The sequence below is a fragment of the Streptomyces sp. NPDC005722 genome (assembly GCF_040630935.1).
Taxonomy (GTDB): domain Bacteria; phylum Actinomycetota; class Actinomycetes; order Streptomycetales; family Streptomycetaceae; genus Actinacidiphila.
In genome coordinates this window covers 314236-332302 of record NZ_JBEXYN010000002.1, presented here as the reverse complement: position 1 = coordinate 332302, position 18067 = coordinate 314236, and the positions used below count along the sequence as shown (strand labels likewise).

The following is an 18067-nucleotide window of genomic DNA, read 5'->3' as shown; positions in this document are numbered from 1 at the left end:
GGCCTCCACCGGCGTCTGGTGCCGTGGACGCGCACCGACCACACACTCAGCGCCACCGACACGATGCCCGGACGCGAACGCTCCCGTTCGAGCACGCGGATGGCAGCGTTCGCCGCTCCGGACAGACCGGGGACATCGCGATAGCGAATCCAGGGGCTTTCCCGCCCGCGATCCCGAGGTCGAAGCGAATCCGGTCTTCTACGCGGCACGGCCCCTTCGGATGTACGTCATGGACGGCATCTTCCCACGCCTGGGCAGGGACCGGCCGGCTGGCGTGAATGCGGGGCGGATAGGCTCCGAAAGTGCGTAAGTGGTGGCCCACCTGGCCTGTGATCGGGTCGTTCGCAGTGGGGTGGTTCGTATCCACCGTCTTGTTCTGGCTCCTGAGCAGGGCCATCGACGACGACCCCATGGGGTGGACGGGCTCCGTCTGCTTCACGCTGGTGGCGATGGCCAGCGGCAGCCTCGGGGAGAAATCCCGGAAGCGCCGGCAGGCCCGCAGAGCCAAGCGGTCGGGCTGAGCGGCCCCGCGAGGCCCGTGCTCGTTGACCACTGGGGGCCCGGGCATGCCCGGTGCCGGGGGCGGCGGAATTGTGGGCAAGCATTGCGGTCAAGTGGGACGCCGCGCCGCGTTGGTCAGGGACGGTCAAGGCCCAGTGCGTCCGGGAGCCCCAGGATCCACGTGGCCTGGTCCGGCTCGTCCGCGGCGACGCGCTCCAGTGCGTTGAGGAACCGGCGGCGTTCGTCCGGGCCCATCCGGCCGAGCTCGGAGGCGATGCCTTCCAGGGTGCTCAACGCCGTGTGCGCGTCGTGCCCCACCTGGACGAGGTCCTCCAAGGTCGCCACCGCGGTCAGCAGGGCCCTGACCACTTCGTCTCCTGGCACCGTGGTTTCCCCCTGATCAGCTCTCGCCGGCCCGGGTCCGGACCGGGTCGTCGTCCCCGAGGCACCGTAGCGAGGGCATCGGGGGGAGGTTGGCGGCTGCGTACTCGTCCGCGATGCGGAAGACGCCGGCGCAACGGGGGCATTCCGCGCGGCCCATGAGGTACGTGATGCCTTCGGCCACCTGGTCCTGGCCGTGACGGACCGCGAGGTCGTGCATCCACCGGCCCGTGCCGTCGAGTTCCGCGACGGTCGCCGGCCGCAGGTCGCGCCGGTCGATGTCGCCGGCGTCCCAGTCCCGGTAGGCGGAGTAGCGACCGTGACCGCCGATGGCGACGGTCACGGTCAGGGAGCAGTGCGGGCAGGCCATTTCGTAGAAGTCGTCGCTGAAGTCGCCCAGGGCGGCGCTCCAGTGGAACTGCCCCGCGATCGCCAGGAGGGTGCGGAAGCCCTGGACGAAGCCGGCCGGGCGCTTCCGCAGACGCCGGTCGACCAGTTCGCGGAGTTCCTCGATGGCGTCGGCGCTCTCGACGAACATGCGCTCGCCCTCGTCGTCCGTCATCGCGTTGCACACGATCGCCTCGGCGATGGCCGGCGCCGCCGGTTCGCTCCGGGCCAGGACGACCAGCCGCGGCAGCGCGGCGGGGCTCCCGGGTACGAAGGTCTCCCCGTCGATGCACAGCAGGTTCCACAGCTCGCGCCAGGTTTCCGCGGTCCCCGTCCCGGCCTCGACCCGGTCCAGGAGCGCCGGGACGCGCTCGGGGGGATGGGCGGCGTACTGGTGCTCCCACTTCGTCACCCGCACGTTCAACCGGGCTTGCGGGAGTTCGTACGTTCCGGGTTTCCACAGCCTGTGCGCCTGACGCACGGACGACCCGCAGCGGCTCCCGCGCGCCGGCGGGCCGCCGCGCTACTGGGCAAAGTGCGCGGTCAGCGCGTCGAGGACGGCCCGGATCGCGGGGGAGGTCCAGCGGCCGCGCCGGCGGACGAGTTGGACGGGCACGTCGGGGAGGTGGGGGCCCGTGACGGCGGTGAGGGTGCCCTCGCGCAGGGCGGTGCGCACGGTGGCGCGGGGGAGGACGCCGAGGCCGAGGCCCGCGGCGACGCAGTTGCGGGCGGCCTCGCTGCTGCCGAACCGGGTCAGCCGCGGCCGGGCGTCGTGGACGGCGTCGTGGACGGCGAGGAGCTCGCGGGCGACGCGGTCGCTGTAGGAGCAGCCCTCCTCGTGGAGGAAGAAGGTCTCCGCGGCGAGGTCCTGCCAGGTGAGCGGCCGGCCGGACGACGCGAGCGGGTGGTCCGGGGCGGCGATGAGGACCAGCGGTTCGGCGGCGAGCGGCCGGGCGGTCATGTCGGGCAGGACGACCTGGTCCTCCAGGAGCAGGGCGGCGTCGAGCCGTCCGGCCCGCAGCCCCTCCACGGCCGCCTCGGTGCCCGCCGGGTGGAGGTGGACGTCGATGCCGGGGTGGGTGCGGCGCAGGTCGGCGACGACCCGGGGCACGTGCGTCGAGCAGAGCGTGTCCCCGGCGCCGAGGACGACGGTCCCTCCGGAGCGGGCGTCCCCGGCCGCCGTGCCGCGCAGACGCGTCTCCGCCTCGAGGACGTCCTCGGCCTCCGCCACCAGGCGCCGTCCGGCGCCGGTGAGCCGGGCGCCGCGCGGCATGCGGTCGAAGAGCCGTACGCCCAGCTCCTTCTCCAGGGACTTGATCTGCGCCGTGACGGTGGACTGCGACAGGTGCAGCTCGGCCGCCGCGCCGGTGAAGTTCCCCGTCCTGGCCAGGGTGAGGAAGGTGGTGAGCAGTCGGGTGTCCACGACCCGACCGTAACGGCTGCGATCGGTGCCATCAATCGAAGCGATGGAGAACCATCGTTTCCTTCGATGGCATCCGGTGTGGCAGCGTGGACGGCATGACCACCGGAACCCGTACCGACGTGCTGCGCTACACCGCCTTCAGCTCCGACCCCGCGGGCGGCAACCCGGCCGGCGTCGTCCTCGACGCCTCGGGCCTCGACGAGCGGCGCATGCTCGCGCTCGCCGCCGAGGTCGGCTACTCCGAGACGGCCTTCGTCACGGCCGCGGACCCCGCCCGCCGCCGGTTCGCCGTGCGCTACTTCAGCCCCCTCGCCGAGGTCGACTTCTGCGGCCACGCGACGGTCGCGACCGCCGTCGCGCTCGCGGAGCGCGTCGGTCCCGGCGAGCTGATCCTCGACACCCGGGCGGGCGAGATCCCGGTGCTCACGGCCGTCGACAGGGACGGCCGGACGCGCGCCACGCTGACCAGCGTGCCCACCTGGTCCCGCCCGGCCACGGACGCCGAGGTGGACGCGGCGCTCGCCGCGCTGGGCTGGGCGCGGGACGAGCTGGACCCGGCGCTGCCGCCGCACGTGGCGTTCGGCGGGGTCCACCACCTGGTGCTGGCCGCCGCCCGACGGGCCCGGCTGGCCGACCTCGCGTACGACTTCGACGGCCTCGCCGCGGTGATGCGCCGCCACGGGTGGACCACGGTCCACCTGGCTGGCGGGAGGCCGAGGACCGTTTCCACGCCCGCGACCCCTTCCCGGTGGGCGGGGTCGTCGAGGACCCGGCGACCGGCGCGGCCGCCGCGGCGTTCGGCGGTTACCTGCGGGAGCTCGGGCTGGTTCCGGAGGCGGCCCGGGTGGTGGTGCGGCAGGGCGAGGACATGGGCCGCCCGAGCGAACTGGTCGTGGACGTCGACCCCCGGGACCCGCGGGTACGGGTCACCGGCCGGGCGGTGCCCCTGGCCGCGCCCGGGGCGGCGGAGGCCGCGCTCCCGGTCACGGTGCCCCGGGCTGTCTGATCCAGCCGATGGAACGCTCGACGGCACGCTGCCAGTTCTCGTACTCGGCCTCGCGGCGCCCGGGGTCCATGTCGGGCAGCCACTGCCCGGCGCGGTGCCAGTTGTTCCGTAGCACCTTCAGGTCCGGCCAGTAGCCGGAGGCCAGGCCGGCGGCGTAGGCGGCGCCCAGGGACACGGTCTCGGCGACCATGGGCCGGACCACGGGGACGTCGAGGACGTCGGCGATGAACTGCATGAGCAGGTTGTCCGCGGTCATGCCGCCGTCGACCTTGAGCTCCTTCAGCCCGATCGCGGAGTCGGCGTTCATGGCGTCCACGACCTCGCGGGTCTGCCAGCCCGTGGCCTCCAGGACAGCCCGGGCGAGGTGCCCCTTGGTGATGTACGAGGTGAGGCCGACGATGACCCCGCGGGCGTCGCTGCGCCAGTGCGGGGCGAACAGACCGGAGAAGGCGGGCACGATGTAGCAGCCGCCGTTGTCCTCGACGGTGCGGGCGAGGGTCTCGATCTCCGGGGCGCTGCTGATCAGCCCGAGGCGGTCGCGGAACCACTGCACCAGTGAGCCGGTGACGGCGATCGAGCCCTCCAGGGCGTAGACCGCCGGCTGGTCGTCGATCTTGTACGCGACGGTGGAGAGCAGTCCGTGCCGCGACCTGATCATCTTGGAACCGGTGTTGAGCAGCAGGAAGCTGCCGGTCCCGTAGGTGCACTTCGCCTCGCCGGGCGAGAAGCAGGTCTGGCCGAAGAGCGCCGCCTGCTGGTCGCCCAGGGCGGCGGTGATGCGGACCCCGGGCAGGACGGTGCGGGCCGCGCCGTAGTTCTCGGCCGAGGCGTGGATCTCCGGGAGCATCGCGCGGGGGACGCCGAAGAAGTCCAGCAGGTCCTGGTCCCAGGTCAGTGAGCGGATGTTCATCAGCATGGTGCGGCTGGCGTTGGTGGCGTCGGTGATGTGCAGGCCGCCGTCGACGCCGCCGGTCAGGTTCCAGATCAGCCAGGTCTCCATGGTCCCGAAGAGCAGCTCGCCGTCGCGGGCCCGCTGCTCCAGCCCCGGCACCTCGTCGAAGAGCCAGCGGATCCGCGGCGCGGAGAAGTAGGTGGAGGGCGGCAGGCAGCAGCGGTCCAGGAAGAAGCCGTCGCCGGGGTCCTTGCGCAGCCGCTCGACGAGCGGCGCGGTACGGGTGTCCTGCCAGACGATGGCCCGGCCCAGCGGCACGCCCGTCCTCGGGTCCCACAGCACCGTCGTCTCCCGCTGGTTGGCGATGCCGATCGCGGCGACCTCGTCCGCCGCGATCTCGGCCGAGGACAGCGCCTGCGGGACGATGCGCTCGAGGTTGCGCCAGATCTCCAGGGCGTCGTGCTCGACCCAGCCGGGCCGCGGGAAGTGCTGCTGGTGCTCGCGCTGGGCGACCGACACCAGGCGGCCCCGGTGGTCGAAGAGGATGCATCGGGTGGAGGTGGTGCCCTGGTCGATGGACAACACATACCGTTCAACCATGTTCGGGGCCTGCTTTCCGATGCTTTCCGTGTCTTTCGTCGTGTTCGCCGTGTCCTTGGTGTCCGGGGCGGTGTCCGGGGCGCGGGCGGGCCTCACCAGCGGGCGGCGCCCAGGTCTCTGGAGATCGCCCGCGCGGCCTCGCGGAGCAGCGTGACCAGGGACGCCAGGGGGCGGCCCTTGGTGTCGCAGATCCGCTCGACCGGGCCGGACAGGCCGATCGCGCCCACGACGAGGCCGCCCGAGCCGCGGATCGGCGCCGAGACCCCGGCCTCGCCCATCGACATCTCCTGCACCTCCGCCGCCCAGCCCTGCTCGCGGACCTCGGCCAGGGCCCGCGACAGGTCCTCCGGGACCACCAGGGTGTGCCGCGTGTACGCCTCCAGCTCCTCCTTCAGCAGCGGCTCCATCGGCGCCGCCCCGTAGGCCAGCAGGATCTTGCCGAGCGAGGAGGCGTGCAGCGGCAGCAGCGCTCCGACGTCGAGGGTCTGCAGGCTGTCGTCGGGCCGGAAGACGTGGTGGACGACGAGGACCTGGCCCTCCAGCGGGGTGCCCAGGCGCACCGCCTCGCCGCTGCGGGCGGCCAGGGCGTCGGCCCAGTTGATCGACCGCGACCGCAGTTCGTTGACGTCCAGGTAGCTGGTGCCCAGGTGCAGCAGGGCCGCCCCGAGCTGGTACTTCCCGGTCGCCGGGTCCTGCTCGACGAAGTCCACGTGCTGCAGGGTGCGCAGGATGCCGTGGGCCGTGCCCTTCGCCAGCCCGAGGGAGGCGGCCACCTCGCCCAGCCCGAGCCGGCGGGGACCGCCGGCCAGGAGCCTGAGGATCGCCGCCGCCCGTTCGATGGACTGGAGCGGGCCGGCCATACGTCGATGCTATCCCCGGCAACGGCGATGGGCATCAGGCGCGTTTCCGCAGGTCGTTCGGCCTGCGAAGGCGGCGTTCGACAATGGCGACCCCGATTCATTGACCCGCGATGCCCCGTCTCGGAAGCTTTCGTCCAGGTCCGGGAGTCCACCCGGCAGGACTCCCCCGGGAGGAGGACACCATGGCGGCAGAGCCCGAGACGATGTCGCAGCGCGAGGACGTGCACGTCTGCGCGCTGTCGCACATCCCGGGTGCCCTGTCCGTCGTGCGCCGACGGGTACGGGGCGTGCTGGCGGACTGGGAGCTGTGCCCGGAGGTCGCCGAGGACGCGCTGCTGGTGATCTCGGAGCTCACCACGAACGCGATCGTCCACGCCGACGGCCCCGCCTCCCTGCGCATCTGCTGGACCGAGGTCGACGGGCACAGCGCCCTGCACATCGAGGTGACCGACGCGGGCCCGTCGGCCCGTCCGTGCCTGCCGGGGGGCTCCACCGACCCCGACGAGCACGGCCGGGGCCTCGGCATCGTCAAAGCCCTCTCGACACGGCACGGCATCCGTGCCGACTGCGCGGGGGTCACCCGCTGGGCGGACCTGGTCACCGCCTGAGCCGCCGCCGGCGGGGCAGTACCGCCGCCCGGGCCCGGGGCGGGCGGCGGGTCGTTCCGCGCGCCGCGCCGGGGGCGGGCTTACGGTGCCGCTCATGGCACTGAGCATTCGCAACCAGATCGACGGCAAGGTCGCCTCGGTGGTCCCGGGCGAGGTGATGACCGTGGTCACCGTCCGCCTCGACGGCGGGGGACCGGACTTCACGGCGGCCGTGACGGCCGAGGCCGTGCGGGAGCTCGGCATCATCCCCGGGGGCGGGGTGACGGTACTGATCAAGGCGACGGAGGTGGCCTTGGCGACGGCTCCGGTGCGCGGGATCAGCATCCGCAACCGGATCCCGGGGACGGTGACGGCCGTGACGGCGGGCGGGGCGGTGGCGACGGTGCGGGTCGCGTTCGGGGGCGGCCGGGAGCTGACGTCCGTGATCACCCGGGAGGCGCTGGACGAGCTGGGGGTCGCCGAGGGCGCCGACGTCGTGGCGCTGGTCAAGGCGACCGACGTGTCCCTGGCGACCTGAGCGGGCGGCGCCCGCCCCCGCCCGGGCCCGTGGCCTGCCTAGCCGAGGTACGCGGGCGCCAGTGCCGCCGTCATCATGCGGCGGGCCGTGCCGGTGCCGTCGGCGGGCACCGTCCACAGGTCCGCGCCGAAGTCCCCGGAGAGGGCGTAGACGAGCGTGTGGTCGTCGCGCCAGACGACCTGGTCGTCGACGCTGCGCCGTTCGGCGAGCGGGGTCTCGCGCATGGTGGCCAGGTCCAGGACGTACAGCCGCCACGGAGCGTCGGGGGAGAGGCCCGCGACGCGCTTCTTGAAGACCAGCCGGGTGCCGTCGGGCGACAGCGAGGGGCACTCGACGTTCTCGCGCAGCGTCCGCACCGAGCGGTCCGCGACGTCGCCGCGGACGAGGTAGGTGCGGCCGGCGGTGCCGAGGGTGGCGTAGAAGTGGGTGTCGTCGGAGTAGGTCACGCCCCAGAAGTTGACGTCGGCGGCGTGGTAGGGCCGGCCGTCCTTGGTGATCCGGAAGTCCTCGAGGTTCGTCACCAGGGCCCAGGTTCGGGTGTCCAGGACGGACGTGCGGGTGGAGAAGTTCGTGCCCGCGTAGGAGTCGCCGCCGACGAACACCGTCCAGGCGACCATGCGCCCGCTGGGCGAGACGCGGGCCCGGGTCGGGATGCCCGCGAGGGGGAAGCTGCGCAGCTCGTGCAGCCGGGCGTCCAGGACGACGGCGCGGTAGCTGTCCTGGACGGCGCCCTTGACCGACTGCAGGCAGATGCCGGTGCCGGCGGCCGCGTGGAAACGCAGGCACTTGACGTCCGAGGCGGTGCGCGCGGCCCCCGGGCTGCCGGCCGGGACGGTGGCCAGTTCGTCCCGGTGCGGGCCCCAGGCCATGTTGCGGAACACCATGCGGGGCGCGTCCGGCGCCAGCGTCACCGTCCCGGACGTGACCGCGGGGCCGCCGGCCTGCGGGCGGTCCTTCTCCGCCGCGCGGTCGGCGGCGCGCAGCACGGAGACGGCGGCGACGGCGGCCAGCGCCGCCACGACGGCGAGCAGCACGAACAGACGGCTGCGGGTGTTCATGGGGGGCCTTTCCTCGGGGGGCTTACGAACTGGGCGCCGGACGCAGGTACACGGCGCAGACCGCGCACACCGTCAGTGCCAGCGCGGCGGCGGTGAGGGCCGTGCGGTCGCCCCAGGCGGTCCAGGCCGCGCCGAAGGCGAGGGAGGCGGCGAAGCGGGCCGTGGCCTGCCCGGTCTGGACGAGGGCGAGCCCGGCGCCGTGCAGTTCCTCGGGTACAGCGGTGGACGCGGCGGCCATCAGCACCCCGTCCGTGGCGGCGTAGAAGGCGCCGTGCAGCAGCAGGACGACGTACACCGGGCCGTGCGCGAGCAGCAGCCCGTACGCGGCGAGCAGGGCCACGTGCCCCGCCAGGAACATCCGCCAGCGGCCCATCCGGTCGGCCAGCCGCCCCAGCGGCATCGCGAGCAGCAGGAAGGCCGCCGCGGTGCCCAGGGGGAGCAGCGCGAACCAGCGGTCGGGGACGCCGAGCCGGTGCTGGAGCAGCAGGTAGACGAAGGAGTCGCTGACCGTCGACAGGCCCAGCAGCGTCGCGCAGACCGTCAGCCGCCGCACGTCCCGGCGGCGCAGCAGTGCCAGGGAGGCACGCAGCGTGGGCCGGGGCGAGTCCGCGGACGCGGGCACTTCGGCGGTGGGGGCCCCGCCGCGGCCGCCCGGCACGAACAGCAGCAGCACCAGCACGCCCACGGCGGCCACGCAGGAACTCACCGTGAAGACGGCGTCGTAGCCCTCGGCGGCCTGCCGCAGGATCAGGAAGGCCACCAGCGGCCCCAGCAGCGCCCCGGCGGTGTCCATGGCGCGGTGCACGCCGAAGGCCCGCCCGCGCGTCTCCGGCGCGGAGGACAGCGAGATCAGCGCGTCCCGCGGCGCGGTGCGCAGGCCCTTGCCGGTGCGGTCGACGGCGAGGACGGCACCGATCAGGGGCAGGCTGTGGACCAGCAGCAGCGCGGGCTTGCACAGTGCCGACAGGCCGTAGCCGACGGCCGCGACCGCCTTGTGCCGGCCGCCGCCCCGGTCGGCGAGGTGGCCGCCGGCCAGTCGCACCAGGGCGCTGAAGCCGTTGTATACGCCGTCGAGCAGACCGAAGCCGAGCGGGGAGAGGCCGAGTCCGGCGACGAGGTAGAGGGGGAGCACCGCGGTGACCATCTCCGACGACACGTCGGTGATCAGGCTGACGGTGCCCAGGACGAGGACGGTGGGGGCGACGGCGGTGGCCCGGGGCCCGGGACGCGACGCGTCCCGGACCTCGGTGCCGGATCCGCCGCGACTGTCCGCGACGTACACCGGCCTCAGCTCGCCCAGATTCCGGTGATGTCCGAGGCGGAGGCGGCGTTGCCCGCGTGCGTGCTCAGACCTGCCAGGTCCTCCAGCGTGCGGAGCACGTTGTAGTGGTTGTAGGTCGTCGCGGACGACGAACCGGCCTTGACCGGCTGGCCGTACAGCACGGTCGCGATCTTGTTGCCGCTCAGCCGGTTGTCCTCGTCGAAGGTGACGACGAGCAGGCTGTTGTGGGTCTTCGCCCAGGTCGCGTAGGCGCCCAGCTTGTTCTTCAGCCAGGTGTCACCGGTGGAGACCGAGCAGTCGTGCATGTCGCTGCACAGGTTCGGCGTGACGAAGGAGACCTTGGGCAGGGTGGTGAAGTCGGTCGGGAACTGCGCGAAGGTCTTCGCCGTCGAGGTCGGGACGTTGCTGAACGCGAACCACGGGTTGTGCTTGCGGGCGTAGGTGCCGCTGCTGCAGGTGGTCGAACCCTGGCTCGGCAGCGTCTCGTTGTAGCTGGCCCAGCTCTTGCCGGCGGCGATCAGCTCGGAGGCCAGGTTGGGCTTGGAGCTGAAGCCGGGGGTGTAGCAGCCGTCGTCGGTGACGCCCTGGTTGCCACCGGAGAAGATCTGCAGGTAGTTGGGCTGGCTCGGGTGCGTGAGGCCGTACGACTGCGTCAGGTTGGCGCCGCCGGCCTTCAGGGTGTTGTTGATGTAGGGGGCGCTGGAGCTCCCGATGACCTGGTTGTAGGCGTGGTTCTCGAACATCACCACGACCACGTGGTCGGGGTTCGGGACGCTGCCGGCCGCGTGGGCGGTCTCGGAGCCGCCGAGCCCGGCCCACAGGCCGAGGGAGGCGGCGGCGACGCCGAGGACGGACGTGAGGGCGGTGACGGTGCGACGGGGGCGGGGCAGGGACCAGCCGGACACGGCGGACCTCCGTGAAGGGGGGGGACGGGGAGTGGCGCCGCGCCAGGTTAGGAGGGGGCCGTGGACGCCCGAAGTACCGTCGAAGTGAAGGTCCGGGGAACGGTCCCTACGTTTTGGATCTTGAGGTCAAGCCCAGGTAAAAGGGCCCGGGGAACGCGGATTCGCGCTCCCCGGGCCCTTGCTGTCAGGCCGTCACTTGACGTACGTGATGCCGTCCGTGGTGATCGCCGGGCGGCCGGAGGTGCCGACGACGACGATCTTCAGCGTGTGCTTGGCACTGGTGGTCCACGTCTTGGACCAGATCGTCTGACGGTAGGCGGTGGTGGAGGACTTGAGGTCCACCGTGGCCGTCTTGACCCCGTCGACGTAGACGTACGCCTGGCCCGAGGTCGAGGCCCGGGAGACCACCCAGCCGACCGAGCGGCCGGTGAACGTCCAGGTCAGGCTGGCGTTCTTGGAGGACGAGGTGAGCGACTTGCCGCCGAGGTAGCTGCTGCTGCTCTTCGCCGACCACGTGCCGGTCTTCGTCGCCGAGGTCTCCTGCACGATCGCCGCGGTGCGGCTCACCGAGGCGGTCGTGTAGTTGCCGGCCGCGTCGGTGGCCTTCAGACCGTACGTGACCGCGGCGTTCGCCTTGCCGGAGGTGCTCCACGACGTGGTGGTCGGGCCGAAGGTCGCCGTGCTGGGGGCGGTCGCCGCGACGCTCTTGAGCGCGCCGGTGTCGGTGGCCTTCCAGCTCACGGAGACCGGCACGGAGGTGCTGGACACCGTCGCGTTGCGGATCTTCACCGAGGGGGCGGTGGTGAACGTCGGCTTGGTCGTGTCACCGACCACGCTGTACGAACTCGCCGACGTCGCGGTCTTGTTGTTGTTGTGCACCGCCCGCACGGCCACCGTGTGCTTGCCCGCGGCGACCGTGATCGGCGCCGAGAGCGCGGTGGACTTGGCGGTGGCCGCGACCTTGCCGTCGACCAGGACCTCGAACCGCTTGATGACGGCGGTCGGGGTGGTCTCCTTCCAGGCCACCGTCGCCATGCCCTTGGTGTAGTAGGAGGAGCCGGAGAGCGTGGCGCCGGTGGTGAAGCCGTTCAGCGTCGGCGCGGCCACGGCGGAGGCGTACGTGCGGATCGTGGGCACCTTGGCGTACAGGTCGGTGCCCGGGCACTCGGTGGCGAACCCGTCGCGGTGACCCGAGATCGGGTAGAACGCCTTGCCGTTGACGGTCTGGGTCTTGCTGCCGGGGTTGGGGTCGATCTTCTTGAGGCCCAGCTTCCAGGTGGCGAGGGCGGTGACCGAACCCAGCATCTGCGGGGTCATCGGCGTGGCCTTGGAGACCGTCTTGTCGGTCTGGAAGTAGCCGATGACCGCGATGCCCGCCGTGCCGGTGTTGTAGCCCTCGGTCTGGGCGCCCACGACGGGACGGTCCACTCCGCCGTAGCGGCCCTCGTAGATCGTGCCGCACTTGTCGACGAGGAAGTTGTAGCCGATGTCCCGCCAGGTCTTGCTGACGTGGTACGCGTAGATCTGCCGGATGATGCTCGGCGAGTCGCTGCAGCTGTAGTCACCGCTGTGCGTCGTGGCGTTGTACGTGGCGGTGTGGTGCACGAAGACCACCTGCACCCCGTTGGGCGCGTAGTCCGGCTCCGTCTGCTCGCGGATGCTCTCGTCGGCCTTCCAGCCCTCGCGCGTGACGATGGGCGGCTGGGGCACGGTCGAGGTCGGAGGCGTGGACGCCGTCGGGGAGCTCGTCGCGGGCGGGCTGCTGCCCGCCGGTGCGCTGCTGGCCGGGGCTGAGCTGACCGGGGTGCTCGGCTCGGTGGCCGGCGGCTCCGTCGTGGCCGGTGCGGTCGTCTCGGACGGGGCCGACGTCTCCTCCGTGGGGTCCGCGCTCGGCGACGCGGTGTCCTCGGCGTCGGCGGCGAAGGCGGCAGGTGCCATCGCCACGTCGACGCTGCTCTTCTTGTCGCTCTCGCCGACCAGGGCGAGCTTCATGCCCTTGGGGATCCCGGCCGCGCCCTTGCCGGACCGCACGCGGACCTGCACACCGTCGGACCAGCCCACCCACAGCGGGGGCGTGCCGCCGCGCCCCGCGGACTCGGCGCCGGCGTCCGGTGCGTCGTCGTTGTGCGTCTCGATCCCGAACCAGTCCGACCAGGTGCCGGTCTTCTGGGTCCGGACCCGCAGCTGAACCGTTCCGTCCAGCTCCGCCTTGGGGTCGTCCCACGTCACGCCGACCGTGCCGAAGGCGGCCGTGCGCTGCTGCGGCAGTTCCCGCTCGCCGCCGGTGCCCTTGAGCGCCAGCGCGTCCACCTTGGTGTGCACCGGCCCCTTGGAGGGTGCCGACGAGGCGGTCCCTTCCGGGCCGCTCGCCACGGACGCGGCGGTGATGACACCGGCGCCTCCGAGTACGACCGCCCCCACCGCGAGCCAGGCACGCCCGCGCAGACGTATTCGCCGCATGTTCTCTTCCCCGCCCCGTCCCACCCCTGGATCCCGTGGGCACCGTTGGTTGATGGTTTAAACCTCTGAATCAGCAAGGCTTTATACCAGAAGGACCTGAGGACCCTCACACCGCCGGACGATCACCCTGAAAGCAGGCATACCGCCAGGTAACAGAGCCGGGGCCGGGCGGATACTCTCTCTAGGGCGGATCGGGCCGGCCGGGAGCACCGGGAAAGGCGGGCGGCGTGCTGGAAGGGCGACGGGACACCAGGTTCGGGAGGCTGCTGCGGCACGGCTTCAGCGACGCCGTGGCCGCCGAGGCGCTGCTGGGCGGCGAGCAGCTCGCCGAGGTCCGCAGCGACCCGGTCCTGCTCGACGCGCTGGGCGCCACCGCCGACCCCGACCAGGCGCTCGCCTCACTCGTACGGCTCGTCGAGGCCCTCGACCCCGGGGAACGGCGCACCCTCCTCGACACGCTCACCACCGCCAAGCCGCTGCGCGACCGGCTGCTCGGGGTACTGGGCGCCTCCGTCGCCCTGGCCGACCACCTGACCCGGCACCCGCTCGACTGGCACGCCCTGGTCACCTACGAGCACGCCGACCTGCACCCGGGCACCACGGAGTTCGAGCGCGGACTGGCCGGGGCCGACGACCCGCAGTCGCTGCGGGTGGCCTACCGGCGCTGCATGCTGGGCATCGCAGCCCGCGACGTGTGCGGCACCAGCGACCTCGTGCAGACCGCGGCGGAGCTCGCCGACCTCGCGACCGCGACGCTGCGCGCCGCCCTGGCCATGGCCGAGGCGGAGGCGCCGGGCGACGCCGCACTGTGCCGGCTGGCGGTGATCGGCATGGGCAAGTGCGGCGGCCACGAGCTCAACTACATCTCCGACGTCGACGTCATCTTCGTGGCCGAGGCCCGCCCCGACGCCGAGGAGGCCAAGGCGCTGCAGGCCGCCACCCGGCTGGCCTCGCATATGATGCGGATCTGCTCCGACACCACCGTCGAGGGCAGCATCTGGCAGGTCGACGCCAACCTGCGTCCCGAGGGCCGGCGCGGCCCGCTGGTGCGCACCCTCTCCAGCCATCTGGCCTACTACAAGCGCTGGGCCAAGACCTGGGAGTTCCAGGCGCTGCTCAAGGCCCGCCCGGTCGCCGGCGACCCGGCGCTGGGCCAGGAGTACGTCGAGGCGCTGTCGCCGATGGTGTGGCAGGCCGCCGAGCGCGAGCACTTCGTCCAGGACGTCCAGGAGATGCGGCGCCGGGTCGTGGAGAACATCCCCGTCGCCCACCTGGACCGCGAGCTGAAGCTCGGCCCCGGCGGCCTGCGGGACGTGGAGTTCGCGGTGCAGCTGCTCCAGCTGGTGCACGGCCGCACCGACCCGTCGCTGCGCAGCGGCACCACCCTGACCGCGCTGTCCCAGCTCGCCGCCGGCGGCTACGTGGGGCGCGCGGACGCGGCGGCGCTCGACACCTCGTACCGCTTCCTGCGGACGATGGAGCACCGCATCCAGCTCCACAAGCTGCGCCGCACCCACCTGGTGCCGGAGGACGCGGCGGACCTGCGGCGGCTCGGCCGCTCCCTGGGCTTCCGCGCGGACCCGGTCACGGAGCTGCAGCGGGAGTGGCGGCGGCACGCCCGCGAGGTCCGCCGCCTCCACGAGAAGCTCTTCTACCGTCCGCTGCTCGACGCGGTCGCCCAGCTCGCCCCCGGCGAGGTGGGCCTGTCCACGGACGCGGCCAAGCAGCGCCTGGAGGCGCTCGGCTACGCCGATCCCGCCGCCGCCCTGCGCCACCTGGAGGCGCTGGCCTCGGGGGTCAGCCGCAAGGCCGCCATCCAGCGGACCCTGCTGCCGGTGCTGCTCGGCTGGTTCGCCGACTCCGCGGACCCCGACGCGGGACTGCTGGGCTTCCGCAGGGTCAGCGACGCCCTCGGCCGCACCCCCTGGTACCTGCGGCTGCTGCGGGACGAGGGCGCCGCCGCCGTCAACCTCGCGCGGGTGCTGTCCTCCGGGCGGCTCGCCCCGGACCTGCTCATGCGGGCCCCCGAGGCGGTGGCCCTGCTCGCCGACGACGAGGGCCTCCAGCCGCGCACCCGCGGTGCCCTGGACCAGGAGGTGCTGGCCGCGGTCCACCGCGCGGACACCGCCGAGCAGGCCGTGGCCGCGGTCCGCGGGGTGCGCCGCCGCGAGTTGTTCCGCACCGCGGCCGCGGACCTGGTCGGAGTCCACCGCGACGACCCCGACGCGATCGGCGCCGCCCTCACCGACCTCAACGCCGCCGCCGTCACCGGTGCCCTGCAGGCCGCGGTCAACGCCGTCGAGGCGGCCGACGGCGAGCCCCTGCCGACCCGGTTCTCCGTCATCGGCATGGGCCGCTTCGGCGGGCGCGAACTGGGCTACGGATCCGACGCGGACGTCCTGTTCGTCCACGAGCCGTACGAGGGCGCCGACGAGCACCGGGCCGCCAAGGCCGCGCTCAAGGTCGCCAACGAGCTGCGCCGGCTGCTGCAGATCCCCACCACCGACCCGCCGCTGCTGATCGACGCCGACCTGCGCCCCGAGGGCAAGAGCGGACCGCTGGTGCGCACGCTGGGCTCGTACGCCGCCTACTACCGGCGCTGGTCGCTGGTCTGGGAGAGCCACGCCCTGCTCCGCGCCGAACCGGTCGCCGGCGACGAGGACCTGGGCGCCCGCTTCATCGCCCTCGTCGACCCGCTGCGCTACCCGGCCGAGGGACTGCCGGAGGAGGCGGTGCGCGAGATCCGCCGGCTCAAGGCCCGCATGGAGTCCGAGCGGCTGCCGCGCGGCGCGGACCCGACCACCCACGCCAAGCTGGGGCGGGGCGGGCTCAGCGACGTCGAGTGGACGGTGCAGCTGCTGCAACTGCGGCACGGCGCACAGGTTCCCGGGCTGCGGACGACCCGCACCCGGCCGGCGTTGGCCGCGGCCGCGGCGGCGGGACTGGTGCCCGCCGAGGACGCCGAGGTCCTGGACGCCGCCTGGATCCTGGCCAGCCGGATGCGCAACGCCGTCATGCTCGTCCGGGCCCGGGCCGGCGACACCTTCCCCGGCGACGGGAAGGAACTGGCCGCGGTGGGGCGCTACCTCGGCTACGAGCCGGGGCACGTGGGCGACATGGTGGAGGACTACCGCCGGGCCACGCGCCGGGCCCGCGCGGTGGTCGAGCGCCTCTTCTACGGCACGTAGCCGGAGGACGTCACGGCCCCGGCTAGGCCGTGGCGACCCGGACCTGGCGCGGCAACCGGTAGGCGAGACCGCCGTAGACGGCCCAGGAGGCGGCGAAGCCCACACCGAGGCAGAGGGTGCCGCCGGCGGCGTCCAGCCAGAAGTGGTTGGCGGTGGAGACGATGACGAGCAGGGTGACGACCGGGTAGAGCACCCCCAGCACCCGCACCCACGCCCGCCGCCCGAGCATGGCGACGGTGATGCCGCACCACAGCGACCAGCCGATGTGCATCGACGGCATGGCCGCGTACTGGTTGGAGACGTGCGCCAGGTCGCCCGAGGCCATCGACCCCCAGGTGTGGTGGATCTTCACGGTGTCGACGAAGCCGCCGCCCTCCATCAGCCGGGGCGGCGCGAGGGGGAAGAAGTAGTAGCCGAGCAGCGCGATGCCGGTGGTCACGAACAGGACGAGCCGGGTCGGCGCGTAACGGCCGGGATGCCTGCGGAAGAGCCAGACGAGCACGGTCAGGGTGACGACGAAGTGGAGGGTCGCGTAGTAATAGTTCATCCCGACGATGAGCCACGTTACGGAGTTCACGGCATGATTGAGCGCGTGCTCGAAGCCGAGCCCGAGGGAGCGTTCCAGGTCCCAGACGTGGCTCGCGTTCCGCATGGCGTCGTCCTGCTGCTCGGGCACGGCGTTGCGCACCAGCGAGTAGATCCAGTAGCTGATGGCGATCAGCAGGATCTCGAACCACAGCCGGGGCCGGCGTGGTGCCAGTAGTCCGTTGCCCGTCGTCGCTCCATCGGGGTCACGGGAATCGATGGAGCGCGGTGGTACGCCGGCACTGCGGTGGGCCATGATCTTCGCGGTCGATTCCCCCATGGGGCGATAGTCTGCCATGCGGTCCGGTGCCGCCCGATCAACCCCCGGTGGGATTCTGTGCATCCCGCGTACGCCTCCCGGCCGACTGCTGTACGGGTACGGCTGCCCCCGCCTTGGGACCTGATGCCGTCGAACCGCGTACGACCAGTTCGGGCAGGAAGACGAACTCGCTGTGCGGGGCCGGGGTACCGCCGACCTCCTCCAGCAACGCGCGCACCGCGGCCTGGCCCATGGCCGTGACCGGCTGCCGGATGGTGGTCAGCGGCGGATCGGTGAAGGCGATCAGCGGGGAGTCGTCGAAGCCGACGACCGAGACGTCGCCGGGGACGGACAGCCCCTGCTGCCGTGCCGCGCGGACGGCGCCCAGCGCCATCATGTCGGAGGCGCACACCACGGCCGTGCAGCCCGCCTCGAGCAGGCCGGCGGCGGCCGCTTGACCACCCTCGAGGGTGAACAGCGAGTGCTGGATGCGCTCGGCCGCCTCGTCGGCGGGTATGCCGAGCACCTCCTCCATGCTGCGCAGGAAGCCCTCGATCTTGCGCCGCACGGGGACGAACCGCTTGGGCCCGACCGCGAGGCCGATCCGCTCGTGGCCGAGCGCCGCCAGGTGGGTGACCGCCAGACGCATGGCACCGCGGTCGTCGGGCGAGACGAACGGCGCCTTGATCTTGGCGGAGAAGCCGTTGATCAGGACGAACGGCACGCCCTGGCCGTGCAGCCGGTCGTAGCGCGCCACGTCGGCGGTGGAGTCGGCGTGCAGGCCGGATACGAAGATGATCCCGGCGACGCCGCGCTCGACGAGCATCTCGACGAGTTCGTCCTCGGTCGAGCCGCCCGGCGTCTGGGTGGCCAGCACCGGCGTGTACCCCTGCCGGGTCAGGGCCTGCCCGATGACCTGCGCGAAGGCCGGGAAGATCGGGTTCTCCAGCTCGGGCGTGATCAGCCCGACCAGGCCCGCGCTGCGCTGGCGCAGCCGCACGGGCCGTTCGTACCCGAGCAGGTCGAGGGCGGCCAGCACGGACTGGCGGGTGGCGGCGGAGACACCTGGCTTGCCGTTGAGGACACGGCTGACCGTCGCTTCGCTCACCCCCGCCTGGGCTGCGATGTCGGCAAGCCTTGCGGTCACAGGATTGG

At 72.9% G+C, this 18067-nt stretch carries 15 protein-coding genes and 1 pseudogene; 5 read left to right on the top strand and 11 right to left on the bottom strand.

Annotation, left to right across the window (positions count from 1 at the left end; translation table 11 throughout):
- Window positions 1-371: 371 nt before the first annotated feature.
- Window positions 372-521 (top strand): hypothetical protein, encoded by a 150-nt coding sequence (locus ABZ479_RS03625; protein WP_500459647.1) that lies wholly within the window; start codon window positions 372-374, stop codon window positions 519-521.
- 115 nt (window positions 522-636) lie between these two features.
- Here ABZ479_RS03625 and ABZ479_RS03620 read toward each other — a convergent pair whose 3' ends face one another.
- From ABZ479_RS03620 to ABZ479_RS03610, 3 genes are all read right to left on the bottom strand, one after another.
- Window positions 637-885 carry a hypothetical protein gene (locus ABZ479_RS03620; protein ID WP_500459646.1) on the bottom strand — a complete coding sequence of 83 codons (249 nt, stop codon included), beginning with the start codon at window positions 883-885 and terminating at the stop codon, window positions 637-639.
- Window positions 886-901: 16 nt separating this feature from the next.
- Window positions 902-1681 (bottom strand): hypothetical protein, encoded by a 780-nt coding sequence (locus tag ABZ479_RS03615; RefSeq protein WP_500459645.1) that lies wholly within the window; start codon window positions 1679-1681, stop codon window positions 902-904.
- Between the two features lie 111 nt (window positions 1682-1792).
- Window positions 1793-2692, bottom strand: a complete 900-nt coding sequence (locus tag ABZ479_RS03610; protein ID WP_500459644.1) for a LysR family transcriptional regulator — start codon at window positions 2690-2692, stop codon at window positions 1793-1795.
- Window positions 2693-2787: 95 nt separating this feature from the next.
- Between ABZ479_RS03610 and ABZ479_RS03605 the strand changes: the two are divergent.
- Window positions 2788-3698: pseudogene (locus ABZ479_RS03605) on the top strand (PhzF family phenazine biosynthesis isomerase).
- Here the strand turns inward: ABZ479_RS03605 and glpK are convergent.
- Window positions 3676-5190 (bottom strand): glycerol kinase GlpK, encoded by a 1515-nt coding sequence (gene glpK / locus ABZ479_RS03600; protein ID WP_500459643.1) that lies wholly within the window; start codon window positions 5188-5190, stop codon window positions 3676-3678. The pseudogene ABZ479_RS03605 and the gene glpK overlap by 23 nt on opposite strands.
- 92 nt (window positions 5191-5282) lie before the next feature.
- Window positions 5283-6050, bottom strand: coding sequence for an IclR family transcriptional regulator (locus ABZ479_RS03595; protein ID WP_500459642.1), 768 nt, complete (start codon window positions 6048-6050; stop codon window positions 5283-5285).
- 182 nt (window positions 6051-6232) lie between these two features.
- Here ABZ479_RS03595 and ABZ479_RS03590 point away from each other — a divergent pair, with 182 nt between their 5' ends.
- Window positions 6233-6658, top strand: a complete 426-nt coding sequence (locus ABZ479_RS03590; RefSeq protein WP_500459641.1) for an ATP-binding protein — start codon at window positions 6233-6235, stop codon at window positions 6656-6658.
- A 94-nt stretch (window positions 6659-6752) separates the two neighbouring features.
- Window positions 6753-7175, top strand: a complete 423-nt coding sequence (locus ABZ479_RS03585; protein WP_500459640.1) for a TOBE domain-containing protein — start codon at window positions 6753-6755, stop codon at window positions 7173-7175.
- A gap of 38 nt (window positions 7176-7213) precedes the next feature.
- On the opposite strand, the gene ABZ479_RS03580 is transcribed toward ABZ479_RS03585, so the two are convergent.
- The 4 genes from ABZ479_RS03580 to ABZ479_RS03565 form a co-directional block, all read right to left on the bottom strand.
- Window positions 7214-8233 carry a TolB family protein gene (locus tag ABZ479_RS03580; protein ID WP_500459639.1) on the bottom strand — a complete coding sequence of 340 codons (1020 nt, stop codon included), beginning with the start codon at window positions 8231-8233 and terminating at the stop codon, window positions 7214-7216.
- Window positions 8234-8255: 22 nt separating this feature from the next.
- On the bottom strand, window positions 8256-9515 hold the full coding sequence (locus tag ABZ479_RS03575; RefSeq protein ID WP_500459638.1) for an MFS transporter: 1260 nt from the start codon (window positions 9513-9515) through the stop codon (window positions 8256-8258).
- A gap of 5 nt (window positions 9516-9520) precedes the next feature.
- Complete coding sequence (locus ABZ479_RS03570; protein WP_500459637.1) at window positions 9521-10420, bottom strand: alkaline phosphatase family protein; 900 nt, start codon at window positions 10418-10420, stop codon at window positions 9521-9523.
- Window positions 10421-10612: 192 nt separating this feature from the next.
- Window positions 10613-12880: an N-acetylmuramoyl-L-alanine amidase gene (locus tag ABZ479_RS03565; protein WP_500459636.1), complete on the bottom strand. Its 2268-nt coding sequence runs from the start codon at window positions 12878-12880 to the stop codon at window positions 10613-10615.
- A 227-nt stretch (window positions 12881-13107) separates the two neighbouring features.
- Here ABZ479_RS03565 and ABZ479_RS03560 point away from each other — a divergent pair, with 227 nt between their 5' ends.
- Window positions 13108-16068 carry a bifunctional [glutamine synthetase] adenylyltransferase/[glutamine synthetase]-adenylyl-L-tyrosine phosphorylase gene (locus ABZ479_RS03560; RefSeq protein WP_500459635.1) on the top strand — a complete coding sequence of 987 codons (2961 nt, stop codon included), beginning with the start codon at window positions 13108-13110 and terminating at the stop codon, window positions 16066-16068.
- A gap of 22 nt (window positions 16069-16090) precedes the next feature.
- On the opposite strand, the gene ABZ479_RS03555 is transcribed toward ABZ479_RS03560, so the two are convergent.
- Both ABZ479_RS03555 and ABZ479_RS03550 read right to left on the bottom strand, forming a co-directional pair.
- Window positions 16091-16933, bottom strand: a complete 843-nt coding sequence (locus tag ABZ479_RS03555) for a phosphatase PAP2 family protein (protein ID WP_500459634.1) — start codon at window positions 16931-16933, stop codon at window positions 16091-16093.
- 37 nt (window positions 16934-16970) lie between these two features.
- Window positions 16971-18059: a LacI family DNA-binding transcriptional regulator gene (locus tag ABZ479_RS03550; RefSeq protein ID WP_499598221.1), complete on the bottom strand. Its 1089-nt coding sequence runs from the start codon at window positions 18057-18059 to the stop codon at window positions 16971-16973.
- Window positions 18060-18067: the final 8 nt, after the last annotated feature.